This window comes from Paractinoplanes deccanensis, assembly GCF_016862115.1.
GTDB lineage: Bacteria > Actinomycetota > Actinomycetes > Mycobacteriales > Micromonosporaceae > Actinoplanes > Actinoplanes deccanensis.
Genome location: NZ_BOMI01000082.1, coordinates 82,899 through 106,006, shown reverse-complemented (window position 1 = coordinate 106,006; position 23,108 = coordinate 82,899). Strand labels below are relative to the sequence as shown.

The 23,108-nt window shown below is 71.2% G+C and carries 16 protein-coding genes; 10 read left to right on the top strand and 6 right to left on the bottom strand.

Annotated elements, in window-relative coordinates; genetic code table 11:
* Positions 1–2: 2 nt before the first annotated feature.
* Positions 3–884: a fructosamine kinase family protein gene (locus Ade02nite_RS21475; RefSeq protein ID WP_203766371.1), complete on the bottom strand. Its 882-nt coding sequence runs from the start codon at positions 882–884 to the stop codon at positions 3–5.
* 62 nt (positions 885–946) lie between these two features.
* On the opposite strand from Ade02nite_RS21475, the gene Ade02nite_RS21470 reads away from it, so the two are divergent.
* Positions 947–2,143, top strand: a complete 1,197-nt coding sequence (locus Ade02nite_RS21470) for an MFS transporter (RefSeq protein WP_203766369.1) — start codon at positions 947–949, stop codon at positions 2,141–2,143.
* Here Ade02nite_RS21470 and Ade02nite_RS21465 read toward each other — a convergent pair.
* The 3 genes from Ade02nite_RS21465 to Ade02nite_RS21455 form a co-directional block, all read right to left on the bottom strand.
* A complete protein-coding gene (locus tag Ade02nite_RS21465; RefSeq protein WP_203766367.1) occupies positions 2,118–4,109 on the bottom strand; it encodes an ABC transporter permease in 1,992 nt (663 codons plus the stop codon). The genes Ade02nite_RS21470 and Ade02nite_RS21465 overlap by 26 nt on opposite strands.
* Positions 4,106–5,542: an extracellular solute-binding protein gene (locus tag Ade02nite_RS50335; RefSeq protein WP_275409934.1), complete on the bottom strand. Its 1,437-nt coding sequence runs from the start codon at positions 5,540–5,542 to the stop codon at positions 4,106–4,108. Before Ade02nite_RS50335 ends, Ade02nite_RS21465 begins: the two co-directional genes overlap by 4 nt.
* Positions 5,543–5,737: 195 nt before the next feature.
* Positions 5,738–6,508 carry an IclR family transcriptional regulator gene (locus tag Ade02nite_RS21455; RefSeq protein ID WP_203766365.1) on the bottom strand — a complete coding sequence of 257 codons (771 nt, stop codon included), beginning with the start codon at positions 6,506–6,508 and terminating at the stop codon, positions 5,738–5,740.
* A 59-nt stretch (positions 6,509–6,567) separates the two neighbouring features.
* On the opposite strand from Ade02nite_RS21455, the gene Ade02nite_RS21450 reads away from it, so the two are divergent.
* Genes Ade02nite_RS21450 through Ade02nite_RS21440 form a run of 3 tightly spaced genes read left to right on the top strand, consistent with a single transcriptional unit; the run spans position 6,568 to position 9,173 of the window.
* Entirely contained in the window at positions 6,568–7,419 is an 852-nt protein-coding gene (locus Ade02nite_RS21450; protein ID WP_203766364.1) for a fumarylacetoacetate hydrolase family protein, read from the top strand.
* Between the two features lie 16 nt (positions 7,420–7,435).
* On the top strand, positions 7,436–8,683 hold the full coding sequence (locus Ade02nite_RS21445; protein WP_203766360.1) for an FAD-dependent oxidoreductase: 1,248 nt from the start codon (positions 7,436–7,438) through the stop codon (positions 8,681–8,683).
* Positions 8,684–8,690: 7 nt separating this feature from the next.
* The gene (locus Ade02nite_RS21440) at positions 8,691–9,173 is read left to right on the top strand and encodes a MarR family winged helix-turn-helix transcriptional regulator (protein ID WP_203766358.1); all 483 of its coding nucleotides are present in this window, start codon (positions 8,691–8,693) and stop codon (positions 9,171–9,173) included.
* Here Ade02nite_RS21440 and Ade02nite_RS21435 read toward each other — a convergent pair.
* Positions 9,164–9,526 carry a MerR family transcriptional regulator gene (locus tag Ade02nite_RS21435; protein WP_203766349.1) on the bottom strand — a complete coding sequence of 121 codons (363 nt, stop codon included), beginning with the start codon at positions 9,524–9,526 and terminating at the stop codon, positions 9,164–9,166. The genes Ade02nite_RS21440 and Ade02nite_RS21435 overlap by 10 nt on opposite strands.
* Positions 9,527–9,584: 58 nt before the next feature.
* On the opposite strand from Ade02nite_RS21435, the gene Ade02nite_RS21430 reads away from it, so the two are divergent.
* Complete coding sequence (locus Ade02nite_RS21430) at positions 9,585–10,295, top strand: SDR family oxidoreductase (protein ID WP_203766347.1); 711 nt, start codon at positions 9,585–9,587, stop codon at positions 10,293–10,295.
* A 75-nt stretch (positions 10,296–10,370) separates the two neighbouring features.
* Here Ade02nite_RS21430 and Ade02nite_RS21425 read toward each other — a convergent pair whose 3' ends face one another.
* Positions 10,371–10,925, bottom strand: a complete 555-nt coding sequence (locus Ade02nite_RS21425; protein ID WP_203766345.1) for a Uma2 family endonuclease — start codon at positions 10,923–10,925, stop codon at positions 10,371–10,373.
* Positions 10,926–11,526: 601 nt separating this feature from the next.
* Here Ade02nite_RS21425 and Ade02nite_RS50330 point away from each other — a divergent pair.
* From Ade02nite_RS50330 to Ade02nite_RS21405, 5 genes are all read left to right on the top strand, one after another.
* Positions 11,527–14,460 (top strand): ATP-binding protein, encoded by a 2,934-nt coding sequence (locus tag Ade02nite_RS50330; RefSeq protein WP_203766343.1) that lies wholly within the window; start codon positions 11,527–11,529, stop codon positions 14,458–14,460.
* 74 nt (positions 14,461–14,534) lie between these two features.
* The gene (locus Ade02nite_RS50325) at positions 14,535–14,666 is read left to right on the top strand and encodes a hypothetical protein (protein WP_275409933.1); all 132 of its coding nucleotides are present in this window, start codon (positions 14,535–14,537) and stop codon (positions 14,664–14,666) included.
* Between the two features lie 14 nt (positions 14,667–14,680).
* The gene (locus tag Ade02nite_RS21415) at positions 14,681–20,806 is read left to right on the top strand and encodes a S8 family serine peptidase (protein ID WP_203766341.1); all 6,126 of its coding nucleotides are present in this window, start codon (positions 14,681–14,683) and stop codon (positions 20,804–20,806) included.
* A 156-nt stretch (positions 20,807–20,962) separates the two neighbouring features.
* Positions 20,963–21,655 (top strand): response regulator transcription factor, encoded by a 693-nt coding sequence (locus Ade02nite_RS21410; RefSeq protein WP_203766339.1) that lies wholly within the window; start codon positions 20,963–20,965, stop codon positions 21,653–21,655.
* Entirely contained in the window at positions 21,652–23,103 is a 1,452-nt protein-coding gene (locus Ade02nite_RS21405; RefSeq protein WP_203766337.1) for a sensor histidine kinase, read from the top strand. The genes Ade02nite_RS21410 and Ade02nite_RS21405 overlap by 4 nt, the downstream gene beginning before the upstream one ends.
* Positions 23,104–23,108: the final 5 nt, after the last annotated feature.

Genomic DNA, 23,108 nt, shown 5'->3' with positions numbered 1-23,108 from the left:
GTTCACGCCGATGCCCGAAACGGGGCGAGGGTCGCGCGGATCAGCTGCCCCGCGCCCCAGTCGTCGTCGAACTGGGCCAGCACGGCCAGATGCTGCCGCAGCTGGATGATCGGCATCCGATTCCGCCAGTCGCCGTCGAGAGCGGTCAGCTCCGCGTAGGCGGCGAAGAACCGGTGCGCCTCGGGCGGCGGCGCGGTGGTCCACAGATGGGCGAGGTCCACTTCGGCCCACATGTACGACACGGCCGGGTCGATCAGCGCGGGCTCGCCGTCCGAGGTGGCCATCAGGTTCTGCGCCCACAGGTCGCCGTGGGTCAGGCAGGCCGGCCGGTCCGGCAGCAGCTCGGGCAGCCGGTGACACAGGCGTTCCAGCGCGGCACGGTCGCCGGCGTCGAGCGCGGCCTCGACGCGGGGCTCGCCCAGCCATCGCAGCAGCCGATGCTCGGCGAAGAAGGCGAAGCCGTCGTCGTTCCAGGTGTTGACCTGCCGCCGGCGGCCGAGCCAGTTGTCGCGGTGCCATCCGAAGCGCTGGTGGACCGTGCTCGTGTGCAGGTGGGCGAGCTCGTGGGCGAACCGTTCCCAGAAGGTCTCGGTGCGCGGTCTCGGCTCCAGCACCGACAACAGGAGCACCTCCCGGCCGGCCAGGATCACGTCGGGGGTCGCCATGCCGCCCGCGCGCAGGGCGGCCAGCCCTTCGGCCTCGGCGGCGAAGACGCCGTCCTCGGGAAGGTCGCCGAACGCCTTGACGAACAGCGGTGGGGCGTCGCGGCGGGTCGCTATGCCGGCGAGCGCGGCGAGCCCGCCGGTCACCCGCTCCACGGCGACGACGTCGTGGATCCCGAAGTTGTCCAGGCTCGGAAGTTTTGGAGGCGGAAAGCGCGGCATGGCAGCGATTCTAAGCGGCGGCGGGGCAGAAAGTTCCGAGAGTTTCCGGTAACTTTCGGCGCATGAGCAGCAGGGCGCCGGTCGCGCTGGCGTACGCGGCCTTCGTTCTCGTCGGTGTGAACGCCGGCGTCAAAGGGGTGTTGCTGGCCGCGCAGATGGACGACTACGCGGTCTCCCGGACGACGCTGGGCCTCACCTTCTTCGCCGGCTCGGCCGGGTTCGTGCTGGCCGGGCTCACCGTCGGCGCCCTGATCGACCGGTTCGGCACCCGGATCGTGCTGGTGGCGGGCGGTTGTGCGTACGTGCTCGCCTCCCTCTACGCGGCCACGCGGCCGGCGTTCATGGCGTTCGTCGCGCTCCAGGTCGCCTTCGGCTGCGCGGTCGGGGTGCTGGAGTCCGTGCTCAACGTGCACCTGTCCGGCCTGCCCGGCGCGACCACGCGGCTCAACCGGCTGCACGGGTTCTTCGGCGTCGGGGCGCTGCTCGGACCGCCGCTGGCCGCGTGGACGGTCTCCGTCGCCTCCTGGCCCACGGTCATGCTGCTGCTCGCCGTGGCGACCGTCCCGCTCACGGCCGGCTTCCTGATCGCCTTTCCCCGCACTGGGCCGGTGCCCGCCCCGGCGGGCCGTCCGGAGGGTCTGGCTCGTTCCGCCGTACGGCAGCCGGGTGTGCTGCTCGGTGCCGCGCTGCTCGCCGTCTACGTCGGACTGGAGCTCGGTGTGGGAAACTGGGCGTTCGGCTACCTCGTCGACGAGCGGGGGCAGACCGAGGTGCTCGCCGGCTATGCGGTCAGCGGCTACTGGCTCGGGCTCACCGCGGGCCGGTTCCTCCTCAGCCCGATCGTCACCCGGCTCGGCCTCACCGCGATCGGCCTGATGCACACCTGCCTCCTCGGCGTCACCGTCGTCGCGGCGCTGACCTGGCTCCTGCCGCACGAGGCCGCCGCCACGGCGGGTCTGGTCCTGCTCGGCTTCTTCCTCGGCCCGGTCTTCCCCACCGCGATGGCCGTGGCGCCCCGGCTCACCACCGCGCGCCTGGTGCCCGCGGCGATCGGCATCATGAACGCCGGCTCGGTCGTCGGCGGCGCGGCGTTCCCCTGGCTGGCCGGCGCGATCGCCGAGGGCGTGGGTGTGTGGACCCTGCTGCCGTTCACGCTGGCGCTGGCCCTGATCCAGTACGCGATCTGGTGGCCGATGGCGCGCGGGGCCGGTGCCCGCAGGACCGGCCCCGGGCTCAGCCCTTCACCGCCCCCGCGGTGAGCCCCTCGGTCAGGAAGCGCTGCCCGAAGGCGTACATGACCACCACGGGGATGCTGACCAGCAACGACGCCGCGGCGAGCTGCCCCTGCGGCACGACATCTCCGGCGATCATCGACTGCATCCCCACGGGGAGGGTCTTGTACTCGTCCTTCGTGATGAACACGAAGGCGAAGAGGAACTCGTTCCACGCATTGGTCAGCGTGAAGAGCGCGACCGCCAGCAGTCCCGGCTTGGCGAGCGGCAGCACCACCTGGCGGAACGCCTGCACGCGGGTGCAGCCGTCGACCAGCGCGGCCTCCTCCAGCTCGATGGGGATCGACGCGAAATAGCCGGTCAGCAGCCAGGTGGCGAACGGCAGCGTGAACGTCGGGTAGGTCAGCACCAGCGACCACATCGAGTCGGTGAGCCGCACGCCGATGAGCAGCTGGTAGAGCGGGATGAACAGCAGAGCACCCGGCATCACGTACGTGAGCAGCACCGTGACCGTGAAACCCTGCGCGCCGCGGAACCGCAGCCGGGCCAGCGCGTAGCCGGCCAGCACGGCACAGAGCAGCGCCACCACTGTGGACGCCGCGGACACCAGCACGGTGTTCAGATACCAGCGGCCGAACGGCTGATTGGTGAACAGGGCGCCGAACTGCTCCCACGTCCACGGCGTCGGCCAGAGGTCGTGTTCACGGGTGACGACCTGACCCTCCGACTTGAACGCCGTGACGGCGATCCAGTACAGCGGGCCCAGCACGAAGGCCAGCAGCCCGGCCAGCGCGAGACCGGAGCCCAGGCCCGACACCAGGGACGACGCGCGGCGGCCGCCGTGGGCCCGCAGCCCCGAGGCGAGCCGGCCGACGGCCGCCGCGATCAGCAGGATCACGCCGAGGACCACCGCCGCCTTCCAGAAGATCTGCGGCGACGCCCAGGCGAGCAGGCCGGCGACGACGGCGGTGATCACCCAGGGCAGCGCGGTGCGCACCGGGCCGGTCCATCGGGGCGGCTCGTTCCCGGCGTCCGCGCGCAACGTCCGGACCAGGAAGAACACGAGCGCGGCGATGACCGGCAGCATGACCAGCGTGACCGCCGCCCCGGCACCGTACTGGAGTTGCAGGATCGCCTTCGAATAGGCGACGAGCACGTACGGCGCTGTCACGTCGCCCGGGCCGCCCTGCGTCAGCAGCCAGATCAGGTCGAAGTTGTTGAACGTCCAGATCGACGACAGGGTCACCGTCACCGTGATCACGTGGCGCAGCCCGGGCAGGGTCACGTGCGCGAACCGCTGCCACGCCGAGGCGCCGTCGATGGTCGCCGCCTCGTACTGGTCCGCCGGGATGGCCTTGAGCCCGGCGAGGAAGCAGACCGTGAAGAACGGCACCCCCTTCCACACGTTCACCAGGATCACCGACGGCATGGCCAGCGAGGCGTCGGAGAGCCAGCCCGCGGGCCAGCTCTCCACCAGGTGCGCCGAGGCCAGCAGCGGCCCGATCCCCGAGTCGGTGAGCAGGACGTTGACGCTGCCGAAGATCGGGTCGAGCAACGAACGCCAGCTGAACGCGGTCACCACCGTCGGCACCACCCACGGCATCAGCAGCAGCCCGGTGATCAGGGCTCGCCCACGGCGCAGGCGGTGCAGCAGCAGGGCCGCCGCCAGCCCCAGCACCACCTTGAAGACCTCGGCGTACGCGGTGAAGACGAACGAGTTCACCACGCCCGTACGGAACTGGTCGTCGCCGGCCAGGGCGATGTAGTTGTCCAGGCCGACGAACACACTCTCCGAGCCGTGCCGCTCCGTGGTGCTGGTGACCATCGACCTGATGATCGGTACGAGCACGAGCGCACCGACCAGCAGGGCGGTGGGTGTCAGGAACAGCGCGGCCAGCCGCCAGTCACGGCCGAGCCGGCGCTGTGTCCTCGAGAGGGAGCCGGGCCCCGGCGGGCTCTTCACCGGCGCCGGAGCCGTCCGTACCCCAGTCACTGGGGCAGCCCCTGCTGCGTGAAGATCTGCACCATCTTCGCGTGCGCAGCCTTCACCGCCTCAGCGGCCGCCGTTCCCTGGATGACCTGCTGCATCATGTCAGTGAGGACGTAGGCCGCGACGACGGCCTGCTGGCCGGCGCTGGCCTTCTGCGGGAAGGTCAGGCCGTTCTTCGTGGACAGCGGCAGCGGCTGCTGGGACATGGTGCGCACCATCGGGAAGGCCGGGTCGCCGCTGGTGAAGTACGGATCGGCGTCCCAGACCTTCTCCCAAGCGGGCATGACGAGGCCGGGCGCCTCCTTCGCCACGCCGACCAGCGCGGGCGCGGTGATCAGATATTGCGCCAGGAGCTTGGCGAGATCCGGGTTCTTGGCGCCCTTGAAGACGACGAAGCCCTGGGACTGGCCGAGCAGCAGGGACTTGTCGGTCGCCGGGCCGATGCAGTCCGAGAAGACGTGCGTGTTGCCGTACACGGGATTCTTCTTGGTCCTGGAGTCCGCGTAGACGCTGAAGCTGTTGCGGGTGTAGCCGAGGATCCCGGCGAGCCAGTTCTCGTTGTTGCTGGTGTCGGTCCAGCTGGCCACGCCGGGCGGCAACATCGGCTGGTACTTGGGGTTGGTGTAGAGGTCGCCCAGGAAGGTCACCGCCTGCACGGTCTCGGGCGAGTCGAAGGTGACCTTCTTGCCGTCGTTGGAGGCGATGGCTCCGCCGTACGAGTTGATCAGAGCCTCGATCAAGCCGTTGGCGTCGCCGGACCTGTTGACCGTCATGCCCCAGCCGAACCGGCGCTTGGCCGGATCGGAGATCGCCAGACACAGGTCCCGCAGCTCCTCCCAGCTGTAGACGTCCTTCGGCGTGATGCCCTTCTCCTGCATCCAGTCCTTGCGCAGGAACGATCCGATGCCGATGAAGTGGTACGGGATCGCGAACCACTTGCCGTCGAAGACGCAGAAGTTCTTGGCCTCGGCGCAGGGTTCGCCGTATTGGGCCGTCAGCGTGGTGACGACGTCCGTCACGTCCTCCAGGTCGCCCAGTGCGTGGAACTGCGCGATGAACCGCGAGTCGGTCATGAACGCGAGGTCGCGCGCCACGCCGCCCTTGACCTCGGCATCGATCTTGGCCACCACGTCGCCGGCGTCGGCCTGGACCAGGCTGTTCTCGATCTTCGTCCCGGTCGCGTCGGCGAACTTCTTGATCGATCCGTCGAGCTGTTCGTTGGCCGCCGTCGAGTACAGCTTCTGCGACAGCACGCCCATCGAGGAGCCCTTCATCGACGACGCGGCGTCGACCAGCTCCTTCGGCACTTCCGCCTGGACCGTGGGGGCCGGATCGGAGGTGCCGCCGCACGCCGCCAGGCCGGCCGCGCCGAGCACCCCCACCCCCAGTCCGAGGACGTCACGCCGGGACCACACCAGGTTTTGCCTCATAGCCATGCGCCTCCTTCATCCCTCGCCGCGGTCACCGTCGGGGAGGGGCTCACCAGAGATTTCGCGTGTTCCACAGGCAGATCGTTCGAGATTTCGAACCGAGTTCGATATATCGTATGGCGCGTGGACGCGACGGTAGAGGAGCACCGCGAGGGGTGTCAATGTTTCGATGATGTTGCCGGCTGCGAACGGCGAGCCCGGCTAGAGGGGCTGAGCCGAGTACCCCATGCGAGCGGACAGCGTGGCCGCGCCCTCGCGGACCAGGTCCGCCCACTTCACCTGCGCCTGCGCCGTCCAGCGGATGATCGGCGCGGAGACGCTCATGGCGGCGATGGCCGTGCCGGAGTGGCCGCGGATCGCCGCGGCGACACAGCGCATCGCGGTGTCGGACTCACCGATGTCGACGGCGACGCCCTCGGCCCGGACCTCGTCGAGATGGGCCCGCAGGGCTTCCGGGTCCGTGATGCTGTTCGGCGTCATGCCGGGCAGCACGCCCTTGGGCAGGACGGCGTCCAGCCTCTCGGGGTCGAGGCTCGCCAGCAACGCCTTGCCGACCGCCGTGCAGTGGGCCGGCAGCCGCAACCCCACCCCGGAGACCATCCGGACCGGGTGCGTGCTGTCGACCTTGACGAGGTAGACGACGTCGGCGCCGTCGAGGACGGCCACGTGGACCGCCTCGTCGCACGCGGCGGCCACGTCCCGCGCGACGCTCTGCGCCTCGCGGACCAGATCGAGCCGGCCGGCGAACGCCGCGCCGAGCTGGAACAGGGGCATGCCGAGCCGGTATTGCACCGGCTGGCCCGGAACGGAGATCAGGTACGACCGGGCCACCAGCGTCACCAGCAGCTCGTGGACGGTGGTGCGGGGAAGGTCCAGCCGCTCCGCCACCTCGCGGGCCGACAGCTGGGGACGGTCGAGGAACAGCTCGAGAATGTCGAGCGCGCGGATGACCGCCGGTACCACACGGGGCATCTGAGAAGGGTATCCGCGGCGCACCGGGCGCCCGCACCTCACATACCTAGGATGGTCAAATGTCGATCTCCCTTTACCACTTGCGGGCCGGCTGGGCGGTGTGCCAGGACGGCAAATGGGGCGAGCTCGGCGGCTCTCTCGCCGGCCTGCTCGCCGTACCGCTCGACCAGGCCCGAGAGATGGTCGAGGCCGCGGCCCGCGCAGCCGGCGGCGACCTGACCGGCGAGGAGACGCTTCCGCCCGTCGACCGGCAGGAGGTGTGGGCGGCCGGGGTGACCTACCTGCGCAGCCGCGAGGGGCGCAAGGAGGAGTCCGGGCACGGCTCCCTCTACGACCACGTGTACGACAGCGACCGCCCCGAGATCTTCTTCAAGTCCAGCCCGTGGCGGGTCGTCGGCGACCGGGACGCCGTCGGCATCCGCGCCGACTCCGGCTGGGACGTGCCCGAGGCCGAGGTGGGCCTGGTGCTCAACGCGGCCGGCGAGGTGTTCGGCTACACCCTGGCCAACGACATGAGCAGCCGGTCGATCGAGGGCGAGAACCCGCTCTACCTGCCCCAGGCCAAGATCTACGACCGCTCCTGCGCCCTGGGCCCGGCGATCGTGCCGAGCTGGGCGGTCGACCCGGGCCCGTTCGAGATCGGCCTGCGCGTGCTGCGCGACGGCCACGAGACCTACACCGGAAAGACGTCGACGGCGGCGATGGCCCGCGGCTTCGACGACCTGGCCGGCTGGCTGTTCCGAGCGCTGACCTTCCCGTCCGGCGCGGTCCTGCTGACCGGCACCGGCCTCGTCCCGGACGCCGGCTTCACGATCCGCCCCGGCGACACCATCGAGATCGCCTCCCCGGCCCTGGGCACGCTGACCAACCCCGTCGTCGCGATCGGAGACCCCTTGCCCCAATCATCTTAGTCATTAAGATAACCGGATGGGCACATCGACGGGCTTCTCCGTGGCGATTGCCGGCGCCGGCCTCTCCGGCCTCTGCCTCGCCCAATACCTGACGCGCGCCGGCATCGACGTGCACGTCTACGAGCGGGACCCGGGACCCTTCGTCCGGCAGCAGGGCTACCGCATCATCCTCGACCGTCACGGGCTGGAGGCTCTGCGCGAGAGCCTGCCGCGCCCGCTGTACCGCCTGGCGCTGGAAACCGGCGACGAGCCCGGCGGGCATCTGCGCTTCACCGACAGCTCGCTGCGGAACGCCTTCACCATCACCTTCAAGGACGAGCCGCACGCCACCCGCCAGGTCGACCGGCTGACCCTGCGGTCCATCCTCATGTCCGGCCTGGACGGCCGCATCCACTACGGCAAGGCCGCCGCCGCGGTGGACGGCGGCGGCCCGTCCGGGCTGCGGCTGCGGTTCGCCGACGGCGCGGCGGTCGCGGCGACCGTCGTGGTGGGCGCGGACGGCGTCGGCTCGCCGCTGCGCGCGCAGCTCACGCCGGGGGCGGACCCGGCGAACACCCCGATGGCGGGCGTGTACGGCCGGTCGCCGCTGCGGTTCGACGGCCGGAGCGTCATCCCGGAAGCGCTGCGCACCAGCGGGGTCCTGGCCATCGCCGACCGGCCGGGCCGCGCCTTCTTCTTCACCTCCATGCGGTTCGGCGAGGACCCGCGGGAGGCATTCGCGCGCCTGGCCCCGGGCAGCTACGCGCCCATCGTCGACGACTACGTCATGTGGGGGCTGCTGCTGCGGCAGGAGGAGGTGCCCGCCGGCGTCCACGGGAACCTGCTGGCGCTGCGCGAACTGGCCGCCCGCAAGAGCACCGGCTTCCACCCGGTCATCCGGCGGCTGATCGACACGGCCGAGCTGGACGCCACGGTGCTCAACCTCTTCGCCACCGGCCGCCGCCCGCGGCAGTGGGCGGTGCCCCGGGCCACGATGATGGGCGACGCCGTGCACGTCATGCCGCCGTTCGGCGCGCACGGCGGCAACACCGCGCTCCGCGACGCCGCCCTGCTCGGCCGCAAGCTGGTCGAGGCCCGCGCGAACGGCACCGCTCCGGAGGAGGCGATCGCCGCCTACCAGGACGAGATGGTGCCGTACGCGTTCCGCGCCGTCGACACGGCCGCCAAGCTGATGCGCCGCCTCACCGGGGGCGCGGCAGCACCGCACTGGGTGCTGACCCGCGTGCTACCTCGCCTGCACCGGGTCACCGTGCCGGAGGCATGATGGCGGCATGCCCCACGAGCCGGCCCGCGCGTCCGCGATCACCGACCTGATGCGCGCCGGGCGCGAGACCTCGCGGCTGTCCATGGTGCTCCGCTACGCCATCGCCGACCGGCTGGGCCTGACCGTGAGCGACCTGGAGTGCCTGGACTTCCTGGCGGACGCCGGCTCCGCCACCGCGGGCCAGGTGGCCGAGCGGACCAACCTCACCACCGGCGCCGTGACCAGCATGCTCCGCCGCCTCCAGCAGGCCGGCTACATCACGGCCGAACGAGACCCGGCCGACCGCCGGCGCGTGATCGTCACCCTGCGCCCGGAACGGGCCGCCGAGCTGGAACGCCCTTACGAGCGCTTCGCCGGCCGCGCCGCACACCTCGTCGAGCACTACAGCCTCGACGAGATCACCTTCCTCGTCCGCCACTTCCACCACCTGCAGACGATGTACCTCGACGAGCTCGACCACCTGCGCAGCGGGTCAGCCTCTCAGGCGTAGTCGCACTGCGGGTTCGGCCTCGACGTCACGTCGATGATGTCGTTGAGCCTGTCCCGGGCGATGACCAGCTCGGCGATCTGGGCGTTGATGCGGTCGCGCTCCGCCGCCAGCCGTGCCCGCGACTCCGGCGTGCTCACCCCGGCGTCCACGCAGGGCAGCAGCTCCGCGATCGTCTTGCTGGACAGGCCCGCGCCGTACAGCTGCTGGATGAGCCGCACCCGGTTGACCGCCGCGTCCCCGTAGACCCGCTGCCCGCTCCCGCTCCGCGTCGAGGCCAGCAGGCCCTGCTCCTCGTAGTACCGCAGCGCCCGCACGCTCACCCGCGTCCTGGTCGCCAGGTCGCCGATCCGCACAGTGACCCACCTCGCAATACTTGCCTCTGACGTCAACGTCAGGTCTTAGCGTAGCGGCATGCAGATCAACGGCACAAAAGCCCTCGTGACCGGCGCGAACCGCGGCCTCGGCAAGGCGTTCGCCGAGGCCCTCGTCGCCCGCGGCGCCACCACCGTCTACGCCACCGCCCGCAGCCCCGAGCGCATCGACATCCCCGGCGTCGTCCCGCTCCGGCTGGACATCACCGACCCGGCGTCCATCGACGCCGCGGCGGCCGAGGTGGGCGACCTCGACATCCTGATCAACAACGCCGGCATCTCCACGGACGCCCCGCTGCTCGGTCCGTCGACGGACAACATCCGCCGCGAGTTCGACACCAACTTCTGGGGCACCCTCAACGTCATCCGCGCCTTCGCCCCCAGGCTCGCCGGCGGCGCCATCCTGAACGTCATCTCGGCGCTGAGCTGGTACGCCTTCGCCCCCACCAGCAACGGCTACGCCGCCTCCAAGGCCGCCGAATGGTCCCTCACCAACGGCGTCCGACTCGAGCTGGCCGACCAGAAGACCCAGGTCACCGCCCTGGCGCTGGCGATAGCCGACACCGACATGATGGCCGCCTACGACATCCCCAAGCTCCCGCCGGCCGAGGTGGTCGCCAAGGCCCTGGACGGCTTGGAGGCGGGCAAGCTCGAAGTCATCGCCGACGCTCCCACGGCCAACGTCAAGGCGTCGCTCTCCGGCGACCCCGCCCTTTTCTACGCCGACATCCCCGCCGCCCTCTTCGGCTGACCACCGGGACGCGTCCTTCCGCCTGGTGTCGTGAGCCGGCCTCGCGCACACGGCACCAGGCCGCCACACCGAGCGTCAGTCGAGGTGATCGCTGGGACTGGTCTGCAGCAGCCACGCCAACGGCATCTTCGCGCGCTCGGTGTAGGCAGCTTTCGAAGAGAGCCGGTAGAGAGTCACCGTCTGAGCGTCGTCACGATCGACGACCCAGTACTGAGGGATGCCCGCGGAGGCGTATTCGCGCCGCTTGGTGACCTCGTCCATCGCCTCCGAGCCCGGCGAGACGATCTCGACGGCGAGAAGGAGATCACTGACGGCCAGCCAGACGGCGCGCGGTGGCGCCTTGCTCCACACGCTCAGGTCGGGAATCCGGCCGCCGTCCCGCCCGCTTCCGGGAACGCGAATGCCGGCGACCTGAAGAATCTGGTCGGCCGGCCAGCCCGCCATGAGCAGCCAGGCGAAGAGTCGGCTGGCGATCTGCGCGTGTTCCGAGTCCGCGGGCGGCATGACGGACAGCACTCCCTCGGGGCTGGTCTCGTAACGGTGGCCGTTCGGATCCGAGGCGTTCATCGCCGCCAGGTCGTCGAGCGTCACCATGGCGGGCATGTGCAGGCCAACGGTCTCCGCGCTCATGAGCCCATCGTACGAGACCGCGTTGCACCCTCGCCGAATTCGCCGGTCGAGCAGGCCCATCGGCCAGCCCACATCATGCCCCGCACCACGTCGGGAAGCAGGCAACTCGCGGCTGCCATTCGCGATCGACGGATCTCCTTGCACCTGGGCATCGAGGAAGCAGCGGCGAAGGCGGGGGTTGGCGCGAAGTCATGGAGCCGCTATGAGGCCGGGGGAGCAATCCGACACGACAAGGCTCGCGGTGTCTGCCGAGCCCTGGGGTGGAGCAGGCTCCCGGGAACAGGTGACGACTCCGCTGACACCGGCGACGGTCGGCTCCGTGACATCGGCCTGGAGATCTTGTTGCCCGCACCGTCCTGGAGGAGTTGGCGCTCTATGTCATCTTCGGACAGGCCGAGCTGCTGGCCGACACGGATCCCTCGATTTTCACGGACGATACGGATGCCTGGCGTGAGTGGCTGGCAGCAATCCTGGGTGACCTCGATGTCGAGTTCCTGCTGTTCACGTCCGGCATGGCTTTGACCCCGGCTTTGCCTATCACTTCGGCCGGGCGGAGCCGTGATGGTCTTGTGCGGTCGCGCCGAAAGCGAGATCATCACGCATGCTCGACCCCTCGCCCGAGGACGGGACCGCGCCGGCCGTCTTCGCACCGCGGTTCGTCGGTCGTGATCGGGAGATGGCGGCGCTGCGCGACGCGCTGGCCCGGCCTCCGGCGATCGTGCTGGTGGAGGGTGAGGCGGGGATCGGCAAGAGCCGGCTGCTGCGCGAGTGGCTGGCCGCGCCGGACCGGCGCACCGCTCTGGTGTCGGTGTGCCCGCCGCTTCGTGAGTCGCTGACCCTGGGGCCGATCGTCGACGCGTTCCTCGGGATCGAGCGCCCGGTGCCGGGCTTGCGGCTCACCGAGCTCGCGGGCGCGTTGCGGCCCCTGTTCCCGGAATGGTCGTCGCACCTGCCGCCCGCGTTGCCGCCCTTGGACGATGCGAAGGCCGCCCGGCATCGCCTGTTCCGTGCCCTGGACGAGTTGCTGCGGGCGCTGCGTGTCGACGTTCTCGTGCTCGAGGACGCGCACTGGGCCGACGAGGTGACCCTGGAGTTCCTGCTGTTCGTCATCTCCCGGCAGCAGCCGGACGGGCTCAGCCTCGTGATCTCCTATCGGCCGGAGGAGGTGGACGACGGTTCGCTGCTGCTGCGGCTGACGTCCCGGCTGCCCGCCGGCGTGACCCAGCTGAGGATCGCCCTGGCGCCCCTGCGACCGGACGGCACGGCGGGGCTGGTGTCGTCGATGCTGGACGGCAACCCGATCTCGCAGGAGTTCACGACGTTCATGCACGAGCGGACCGGCGGCGTCCCCCTGGCCGTGGAGGAGTCGGTCCGCCTCATGTGCGACCGCGCCGACCTCGTCTTCCGCGACGGTCAATGGGTACGGCTGAAGCTGCGCGAGCTACGGGTTCCGCCGACGGTGCGCGACTCCACCCGGGAGCGGGTGAGCCGCCTGTCGCCGACGGCGCAGCAGGTGTTGCGCGCGGCTGCCACGCTGGCCGAGCGTTCCTCGGTGGCGACGATCGCGATGACCGCCGGCCTGTCACCGGCCGAGTGCCGGGCCGGCATCGCGGAGGCGGCCGGCGCCGGTGTGCTGGACGGAGACGACCACGACCGGTGGCGGTTCCGGCATGTGCTGGTTGCGACCGCCGTCTACGAGGCGATCCCGTTGACCGACCGCCGGCACTTCCACCTGCTGGCCGGCCGAGCCTTGGAGCAGATCCACCCCCCGCCGGTGGCGCGCCTGGCCCACCACTTCCGCGAGGCCGGCGAGAAGCAGTCCTGGGCGCGGTACGCCGAGCAGGGCGCCGAGCTGGCCATGTCCTCGGGCGACCACACCAAGGCGGTCGACCTGCTCGTCGATCTGCTGTCGTGGACCGTGCTGCCGCCGGCCGACCGGGCGCGTGTCGCGCGCATCGCCGGAGTGGCCGCGCTGGGCCGTCGTGAGCCGGTCGACGAGGTCTACCACCGCGTGATCCGTATCCTGCGCTCGGTGCTGGAGACCCCGGGCCTCTCCCCCCGCCAGCAGGCCGAGATCCGCAACCCGCTGGGCCGGCTCCTGATCACCGGCGGCGAGGCGCGGGCCGCGCTCGGCGAGCTGGAGCAGGCGGTGGCCAACCTCGACCACGATCCGGTCGAGGCGGCTCGGGCGATGACCTACCTCGGCTGGGCGTACGCGGGACCGTGGCCGGCCTCGACCCATCGGCGCTGGCTGGATCGTGCCGCCGAGTTGACCGCTCAGATCGACTCCCCCGCGCAGCGGCTGAACCTGGCCGGGAACCGCGCCGCGGCGCTGCTCATGCTGGGCGAGGAGGAGGCCTGGGACGTCGTCGCCGGTCTGCCCCTCGACGGCACGACGGCGGCGGAGCGTCTCGACGTGGCCCGCATCCACGTCAATGTCGGCACCGGGGCGCTGATCTGGGGCCGGTACGCCGACGCCGAGGAGCACCTCGCGGTGGCCATGCGCCTCGCCGAGGCCGAGCAGGCGTCCCGGTTGCGGCACAACGTCCGGCTCGAACAGGCCAACCTGGCGTGGAACACCGGCCGGTGGGACGGTCTCGCGGAGACGAGCGAGGCCCTCATCGACGCCGACCGGGACCGGCCGGCGCACTACCTCGGCAGCATTCGCCTGGCGGCCCGGCTGGCGGCCGCGGCCGGGCGGCGGCGGGCCGCGGAGGAGCAGTTCCGGCTGGTCCTGGAGGAGTCTGCCCGTCTCGGCGCGGCCGACGACACGATGGAGGCGGCCGCCGCGCTGGCCCGGCTCTGGCTGACTGACGGAAACAGCCGCCGGGCGCTGCGGGTCACGAACGAGCCGATGGACACCGTCCGGCGCAAGGGCATCTGGGTCTGGGCGACGGACCTCGTTCCCGCCCGGATCGAGGCGCTGCTCGCCGCCGGCGACCTGACGGCCGCGACACGCCTGGTCGACCAGTTCGCCCGGGGACTGCGTGGCCGTACGGCACCCGCGCCGCGCGCCGCGCTCGCCGTCTGCCGTGCCCTGCTGCTCGCCGCGGCCGGGGACCCCTCGCGGGCGGCGGCGGCCTACGACCGGGCGGCGCGCGCCTGGGGCGCGCTGCCGCGGCCCTACGACGCCATGCGCGCCCGCGAGCGGCAGGCCGAGGCGCTCGTGGCGCAGGGCCGGATCGAGCAGGGCCGTGAACTGCTGGCGGCGCAGTACGAGCAGCTGTTCCGGCTGGGCGCACGCGGCGACGCGGACCGTGTCGCCCAGCGGCTCCGCGAGCACGGCGCCGAGGTTCCGCGACTGTGGCGCGGCGGCCGGCGCGGGTACGGGGACCAACTCTCGCCCCGCGAGCTCGACGTGGTCCAGCTGGTCGTGGCGGGCAAGACGAACCGGGAGATCAGCCGGATCCTGGCCAAATCACCGGCCACTGTGGATCAGCAGCTGCGCGCGGCGATGCGCAAGCTGAAGGTGACTTCCCGTACCGCGCTCGCGGTCAAGGCGGTCGAGGCCGGCGTCTTCGCCGAAGAAGATTGACGTATCTGCTTAATAGCTAAGGTCGCTCGTTCCGCCCGAGCATGGCTCCATGATTCATAGCCCACGGCCGATGCATGCCTGAGCGGCCCGACGTGCGTGACGACTCCGCCGTCGAGCACCCGCCACCTCTCGAGCTGTCCGACGACGCCGACGACGACGCCGGCGACGACGACCACGAGAGCCACGACCCCTACCAACCCCTGTAGGCGGAAGGGACCCCATGAGATTCAAAGCCCTGGCGGCGACGCTGGCCGCATCGGTCGGCCTGAGCATTCTTCAGCAACTACCGGCGTCCGCGGCGGAGCCGGAACCCACCCCGGCCGCCAAGATCGATTCGTCCCTCAAGGACCGGTTCCGCGCGCAGCCGAGCTCCGACTTCTGGATCACCTTCGAGGCCGGGGCGGACCTCGGGCCGGCGAAGAAGATCGCCGACTGGACCGCTCGCGGCACGTTCGTCCACGACGCGCTGACCGCGGCGGCGAAGGACTCCCTGGCCTCCGTCTCGGGCGAGCTCGACCGCGCCGGCGTCAAATACACCTCGTACCCGATCGTCAATGCCGTGCTCGTCAAGGGCGGCACCGAGAAGCTCGCCCTCGACGTGGCGGCGCGGGCGCAGGTCGCCGAGATCCACGCGACGCCGCAGGTCGCGCTCGTCGATCCCGTGGACGAGAAGACCCCCGCGCCCGCCCGGGCCGCCGCCCCGAAGGACGACGCCGTCACCTGGGGCCTGGAGGCCATCCACGCCCCGCAGGCGTGGGCCATGGGCGCCACCGGCGCCGGCATCACCGTGTCCAATCTCGACTCGGGCGTCCAGTTCGACCACCCCGCCCTGACGCACCAGTACCGCGGCACGAAGCCGGACGGCACCGTCGACCACAACTACAACTGGATGGCCACCCGGGGCTCGTGCGCGGGCGCGCCGTGCGACGACAACGGGCACGGCACGCACACCATGGGCACCATGGTCGGCGCCGACGGCGCCGACCACGTCGGCGTCGCACCGGACGCGCAGTGGATCGCGACGAACGGCTGCTGCGACAGAACCGGCGTCGAGTCGCTGCTGCGGTCCGGCTGGTGGCTGCTCGCGCCGACCGACCTCCAGGGCAACAACCCCGACCCGTCCAAGCGCCCCCATGTCATCAACAACTCGTGGGGCCAGGACGTCGAACACGACTTCGACGACTTCTTCCAGGCCGTCGACGAGGCCTGGACCGCCGCGGGCATCTTCAGCACCTGGTCGTCGGGGAACACCACGCCGTACGCGGCCTGCGACACCGTCTCCTCGCCCGGCGCCGCGCAGAGCGCCTACTCCGTCGGCGCCCTTTCATCGGACGGCACGCTCGCGTCGTTCTCCCGCAAGGGCGAGGGCGAGGGCGGCCGGATCAAGCCCGAGATCTCCGCACCGGGTGACGGCGTCCGCTCGTCCTATCCGGGCGACAGCTACGTCGAGATGTCCGGTACGTCGATGGCGGCACCGCACGTGGCCGGCGCCGTCGCGGCGCTCTGGAGCTACGACCCGACCCTGATCGGGCAGGTCGAGGAGACCCGCCGCCTGCTCGGCGAGTCCGCCGTCGACGTCGACGACACCGAGTGCGGCGGCACCGCCGACGTCAACAACATGTACGGCGAGGGGCGGCTCGACCTCGTACGCCTGCTGGAGCTCGCGCCCCGCAAGGGCGGCACCCTCACCGGTGTCGTCACCGCCGGCGGCGCCCCGGTTCCCGCCGCCGACGTGACGATCAGCGGGCCGTTCAGCCGGTCGATCGGGACCGACGAGAACGGCCGGTTCACGACGAACCTCCCGGTCGGCGACTACAAGCTCAGCACCAAGGTCTTCGGCTACCTGACCGCGACCGCCGACGTCACGATCACCCTGGGCCAGGACACCGCCGTCACGCTGCCGCTCACCGCCGCCACGCGGCACGACATCAGCGGCCGGGTCGTCGACGACAAGAAGCGGCCCGTCCCGAACGCCGACGTCTCCCTCAAGGACACGCCGCTGAAGCCGGTCCGCACCGACACCAACGGCGCGTTCACGATCAGCGCCGTCCCCGAGGGCTCGTACGGCCTGGCCGTCGAGCCCAACGCCTGCTTCTCGCCCACGACCGTCCCGCTGACCGTCGGCGGGCGGAACGAGCCGTCTGAGATCCCGGTCGGGCTCGTCGTCGACAAGGGCGGCTACAGCTGCGCCGTCTCCGAGGGCGAGTACCTGCGCGGCACCGATCCCGTCACGTTCAGCAGCGGCGTCTGGGCCACGGTGAAGCTGCCGTTCCCGATCGCGCTCTACAACGGCAGCCACGACACCCTCAACGTCGGCCTGCGCGGCGTCATCTCCCCGGACGACAGCACCGGCCCCGGCACCGGCGGCGCCGGCATCTTCCCGTTCTACATGCAGACCCCGGTCGAGTTCGCGCCCGGCGGCGGTGTCTTCACCGCGGCCACCAAGGTCAACGGTGAGGACGCGTTCGTCATCGAGTACCGCAACGCCAAGCTCTGGGCCTGGCCGGACCGGGCGGACTACACGGAGCCGGTCACCTTCTCAGCCACGATCACCCGCTCCGGCACCGTGATCTTCGGGTACGGCGACGGCGTCGGGTCCAGCGACCCGGTGACCGCCGGCGCGCACGCCACCACGGGCATCCAGGGCTGGGCCGGTGTCGACGGCATCCGGTTCTCCGAGAGCTCCCCGGTGCTGCACGACGGCATGATCGTCACGTACGACATGCCCGACTTCGGCTACCTCGACGCGACGGTGGCCGACCAGAACGACGGGCAGCCGGTCGCCGGCGCGAAGGTCTCGTTCAGCACCAAGGACGGGCTGGTCGAGGCCGTCACCACCAACGGGACGGGCATCGTGCACCGGCAGCTTCCGGTCGGCGACTACACCATGACGGTCGAGGCGCCGAACTACACGACCGCGGCGTACCCGTTCTCGCTGGCCAAGCTCTACGCGCAGGCCAAGGTCGACGCACGTCTGACCACGGGTGCCGCCGGCCTCAAGGCCGACGGTCTCGACGCGCTGCTGGGCACCGGCCAGAACGGCGTGGGCACGCTCACGCTGACCAACAACGGATCCGCTCCCCTCACGTACAACCTGGGCGAAGCCGCACGGCACCCCGAGCTCGACGCCGCCGGCGCCACCGCACGGACCGGCACGGGCGCGACCGGCACCATCGACCTCGCCGCGTGGAAGGCCGGCGCGAGCGGCATGAAGCCGTCGAACGTCGACGGCAAGCCGGCCGGCTCCAGCACCGCCTCCAGCGTCACCGAAGCCCAGGCGGCGGCCAAGGTCGGCGCCACCTCCGGCGGCGACGTCATCACCCGGATCCCCATCCCCGGCACGATCGCGGAGAAGGAGCCCTCCGGCATCGGGTACGACGGCGACGTCTGGGTCCACGACTACAACGCGCGCACCAACACCGCGTACACGGTGACGGGCAAGAAGACCGGCAAGGTCTTCGACGCGTCGTGGAACCCCGACTACCGGGCGTTCGACATGGCCCTGGACACCAAGACCGGTGACATGTGCCAGATGGAGGACAGCCCGGCCAGCTACATCCACTGCTTCGACCGCGAGACCGGAAAGGAGACGAGGCAGATCAAGGGCGACTGGTCGACGCTGCAGCTGACCGGTCTCGCCTACAACCCGGCCCAGGACGTCTTCTACGTCGGCGGCCGCGCGAACGGCATGATCGGCACGGTTGCCGGCACGTCGCACGACAACGCGGGCGAGCTCCTGTCCTTCTGCGCCCCGCCGCTGCCCGAGGTGATGGGCCTGGCCTACAACCAGGCGTCGGACACGATCTGGTACACCGACCTCACCTCGAACCGGCCCACCCGCCTGCTGCAGGTCGACCCCGAGGACTGCTCGCTGGTGAACGCGTGGTGGTTCCCGGGCCAGAAGGCGGGCCAGGGCGGCGGTCTCGAGACCGACGCCACCGGCGCGCTGTGGGCGGCCGACCAGATCGCCGACGACGTCGTGCTCGTCGACGTCGAGGACGACCTGCTCACCGACCTGCCGTGGCTGTCGCTCTCGTCCACCGGCGGCACCCTCGCCCCCGGACAGTCGGCGACCGTCAAAGTCTCGATCTCGTCGAAGGGCGCCGAGCCCGGAGTCCAGGGCGCGAACATCGTGGTCCGGTCCGACTCCGGACGCCAGTCCAAGAGCTACGTCCCGGTGACGCTCACGACCACGAAGTACCAGGTCGGCGTCAACGCCGGCGGCGCGAAGCTCACCGACGGCTCCGGCTACACCTGGTCCGCCGACCAGGCCGCCGGCAAGAAGTCGTGGGGCTACGAGGGCAAGAAGACGAAGGTCGCCACCACGAGGGCCCCGATCGCCCCCCTCTTCCAGTCACAGCGGACCACGGCCGACACGCGACTGTTCTACCGTTTCCCGGACGCGCCCAAGGGCACCTACGCGATCGACTTCGGGTTCGCCGAGATCGAGAAGGTGGGCAAGGGCAAGCGGGTGTTCGACGTCCTCGTGGACGGAGCGCTCCAGGAATACGCGTACGATCCGGCCGCTGCCGTGGGGCAGAACGCCCCCGACTGGCGCAAGGCCGTCGTGCGGCACGAGGGCGGCCCGCTCACCGTGGAGCTGCGTGGTTCGAAGGGCCTGAAGCCCCCGAGCATCGCCGCGCTGCGGGTGACGCTCGACCCGCGGGCGGACGCGGCGGAACCCGAGCCCGAGCCGGAGCAGCCGGACCCCGGTCCCGTGCCGGTGGCTCCCGCCGGCCGCTCGTACACGATGAAGGTGACCGAGGGGCTCTACCGCCAGGGCACGGAGGAGTCCGGCTGGCACGGCGACGACCTCTGCGGCCCGCTGTGGTTCAGCGACGATTACCTCCAGCCGTTCTACGACACGGCCTGGGACGGGGTGTGCGTGACGACGAACGGCACGCTGATCTTCGACCGCGCCGCCACGTCGGGCAGCAACACGGCACTGCCGTCCTCGTCCCCGATCGACGCGATCTACCCGTTCTGGGACGACCTCGTCGTCGACGACGAGGCGGGCATCTACTTCGGCATGACCGAGGTGGACGGCGTGGCGGCGGAGGTCGTCGAATGGCGCAACGTCGCCTTCTACAGTGACCGGACGGCGCGCGTCAGCTTCTCGGTCACCCTGATCGCCGACGGACGGATCCAGATCGGCTACGGCGACGGCGTCGGCGGCGACAACCCCCTCACCCGAGGGTCGTCGGCGACGGTCGGTGTGGAGAGCCTGAAGCGCAACCCCGCGGCCCAGTACTCCTTCAACCAGCCCGTCCTCAAGGCCGGCCTGGGGCTGGAGTACAGCCTCCCGGCCGCGGGCACGATCGAGGGCACGGTCACCGACGCCAACGACGCCAAGCCGATCGAGGGCGCGGTCGTCACGCTCAACGGGCCCGCGGGTGAGCGGGTCATCACGACCGACGTGAAGGGCCGGTGGAAGGCCCAGGCGCTGGTCGGCGAGAACACCGTGCGGGTCGAGGCGCCGAACTACGTCGCCGCCGGCCGCACGGTGACCATCGCCAAGAAGGATCAGGCCGAGGTGATGAACACGGCGTTGACCACGGGCATCGCCACCGTCACCGGCGGCGAACTGGACTGGCTCCTCGACAAGGGCCAGAAGGCGACGGCCAAGGTGACCGTCGCCAACAGCGGCTCCGCCCCGCTCGAGGTGCGGCTCAGCGAGCAGGCCGACCTTCCGTGGCTCACCCTCACGGGCGCCGCCGCGACCGGCACGGTCACCCTCGCGGCCGGCAAGTCCACGACGGTCACGGTGACGGCCGACAACGCCGGCCTCAAGCCCGGCGTGCTCACCGGGAACCTGCTGGTGTCGTCGAACGCCGCCAAGGGCGCGACCCAGCTCAAGCCGGTCCGCCTGGCGACGTCGGCCTACTGGAAGGCCGTCGACGCCGGCGGCTCCGGGTACGGCTCCGCGTGGTCGCCGGACCAGGCGCTCGGCTCGCGGAGCTGGGGCCACGTCGGCGGCAAGGTGCGTACCACCAGGGCCGACATCGCCGGCACCCAGGACGACGCGCTGTTCCGCACCCAGCGGACCGGCGAGACGTTCAGCTACGTGTTCAAGAACGCCCCGGCCGGGACGTACCGCATCGGCCTCGACTTCGCGGAGATCGAGAAGGTGAAGCCCGGCACGCGCGCCTTCGACGTCCTCGCCAACGGCAAGATCGCCTTGTACGACCACGACGTGCAGGCGAAGGTGGGCGCCCTGACCGCCGACACGAACACGGTCACCGTCGAGCACACCGGCGGCGACCTGACGATCCTGTTCAACCGCGAGAAGGGCGAGGCGGACCCGATCCTCAACGCCCTGAAGGTCCAGGAGGATCCGCGCCTCTGAGGTGATCCGCCAACGGACGGGCCGGCCTCCTCGGCAAGAGCGCCGGGGAGGCCGGCCCGTGCGTACGGATCGAGCTGCTCGACGGCTCTAATCTTGGCCTCAGGTTGGTCGGGGAGCATGAGCCGCAAAAGCATCGATTGCAGGGGGCGGGCCGGCATGCGGATCATGATCGCGGATGACGAGGCGGCCATCCGTGAGTCGCTGGAGCGGGTGCTCCAGGTCGAGGGCTATGACACCAGCACCGTCGCCAACGGCCTCGCCGTGCTCGACCGGGTCGGCGAGGCGGGCGGTGACACGCTGGATCTGCTGATCCTCGACGTGATGATGCCCCGCCTCGGCGGGTTGGAGACCTGCCGGCGGTTGCGGGCGGCGGGCCGGGATCTGCCGGTGCTGATGCTGACCGCCCGTGACCGGGTCGCCGACCGCGTCGCGGGGCTGGACGCGGGCGCCGACGACTATCTGCCCAAGCCGTTCGCCACCGAGGAGTTGCTGGCCCGGGTGCGGGCCCTGCTGCGCCGGCGCGCGCCGGCCGACGGGGAGTCGCAGGTGCTGTCGTTCGCCGACGTCCGGGTCGACGCCGACCGGTTCGAGGCGTGGCGTGGCGGGCGGCCACTGCGCCTGACCCGGACCGAGTTCTCTCTGCTGCAGGTTCTCGTGCGCAACGCGACCCGGGTGTTGACCCGCGACGCGCTGTTCGAGGCGATCTGGGGCTTCGACATGAGCACCACCGCCAACAACCTCCAGGTGTACGTGAGCTACCTGCGCCGCAAGATGGAGGCCGAGGGTGAGCCGCGATTGATCTACACGTTGCGCGGCCTGGGATACACGTTGCGGGAGACTCCTCCGTGAGCAGGCCCGCCGGCCGGGAACCGCGCCGGCTGACCCGATGGTGGCGCCGGCGGTCCCTGCGGACCAGGATGACGGTGATCGCGGCGACGGCCATCGCGGTCAGTGTGTTCCTCGCCTTCCAGGTGGCCAGCGAGCTCCTGGCTCGGGAGTTGCAGAGCACCGCCGCGAATCAGCTACGCGCCGACTCCCGCGTCCTGGCGGCGAACGCGGAGCGTGCCGGTTTGGCGCGGGTTCAGCTACCGCCGTATCCAGGATCCGGCCGGCTGGTGCGGGTCATCCTGCCCGACGGCTCGACCCGGACGCCGGCCGGCCAGCCCGCGCTGCCCGCGGTCAGCGAGCACGCCGGGCGCGTCGCGCGTGGCGCGTCGGCCGACCTGCTGGAGTCGAACGACAGCGACGAGGACGGCTACCTCATCTACACGCTGCGGGCGGGCGACGGCGCGGTCCAGGTGGCCCACGTCGCCGACGACGGCCCGATCAACCGGTTCGGGTTCGGCATGTTGCTGATCGGGCTGCTCAGCATGGCCGGGGCCGCCCTCGCCGGGCTCACCGTGGCGCGGACCGGGCTGGCCCCGATCGACCGGCTGACCGCCGCCGCGGTACGTGTCGCTCACACCCGCGATCTCGACGCCGACATCCCGGATGAGGGCGGTGGGGAGATCCGGCGGCTGATCCAGTCGATCAACGACATGCTCGCCGCGCTCCGGAGCTCCCGGCAGGCTCAGCGGCTGCTCGCCGAGGACGCCGCCCACGAGCTCAAGACGCCGCTCACCAGCCTGCGCCTCAACGTCGAACTGCTGATCCGGCTCGATCGGCGCGGCACCCTGGACAGCGCACTGCCGGCGGAGAGCCGGACGCGGCTCCTCAACGATCTCGGCGCCCAGGTGGCCGAGTTGAGCGCCCTCGCCGCCGAGCTCACCGATCTGGCGCGCGGTGACGTCAGCGACGAGAGCACCGAGCTGCTCGACCTCGCCGACGTGGTGGTGGCCGCCGCGACCAGGGTGGGCTCCCGCGTGCCCGACATCGAGATCGCGATGGACGTGACCTCCGTGTGGGTGAGCGGACGTCCCGCCGCGCTCCAGCGGGCGGTGCTCAACCTCATCGACAACGCCGGCAAGTGGTCCCCCGCGGACCAGCCGGTCCAGGTGCGGCTCCGCGCCGAGAGCGCGTCGGCGGTGCTCGAGGTCGACGACGCCGGGCCGGGCATCGACGCCGCCGACGTGCCGCGGGTGTTCGACCGGTTCTACCGTGCCGAAAGCGCCCGGGCGTTGCGGGGATCCGGTCTAGGGCTGTCGATCGTGCAGCGGGTCGTCGACGCCCACGGCGGGCGGGTGGCCGTCGCCCGCTCCGCGCGCGGTGGCGCGCTGCTTCGGGTCGGCCTTCCGGCCGCGGCCCCGCCCGCCCCGATCGCGCGGCTCACCGCCGGGGAGGACAACGCGGCGCGCTGACCCGC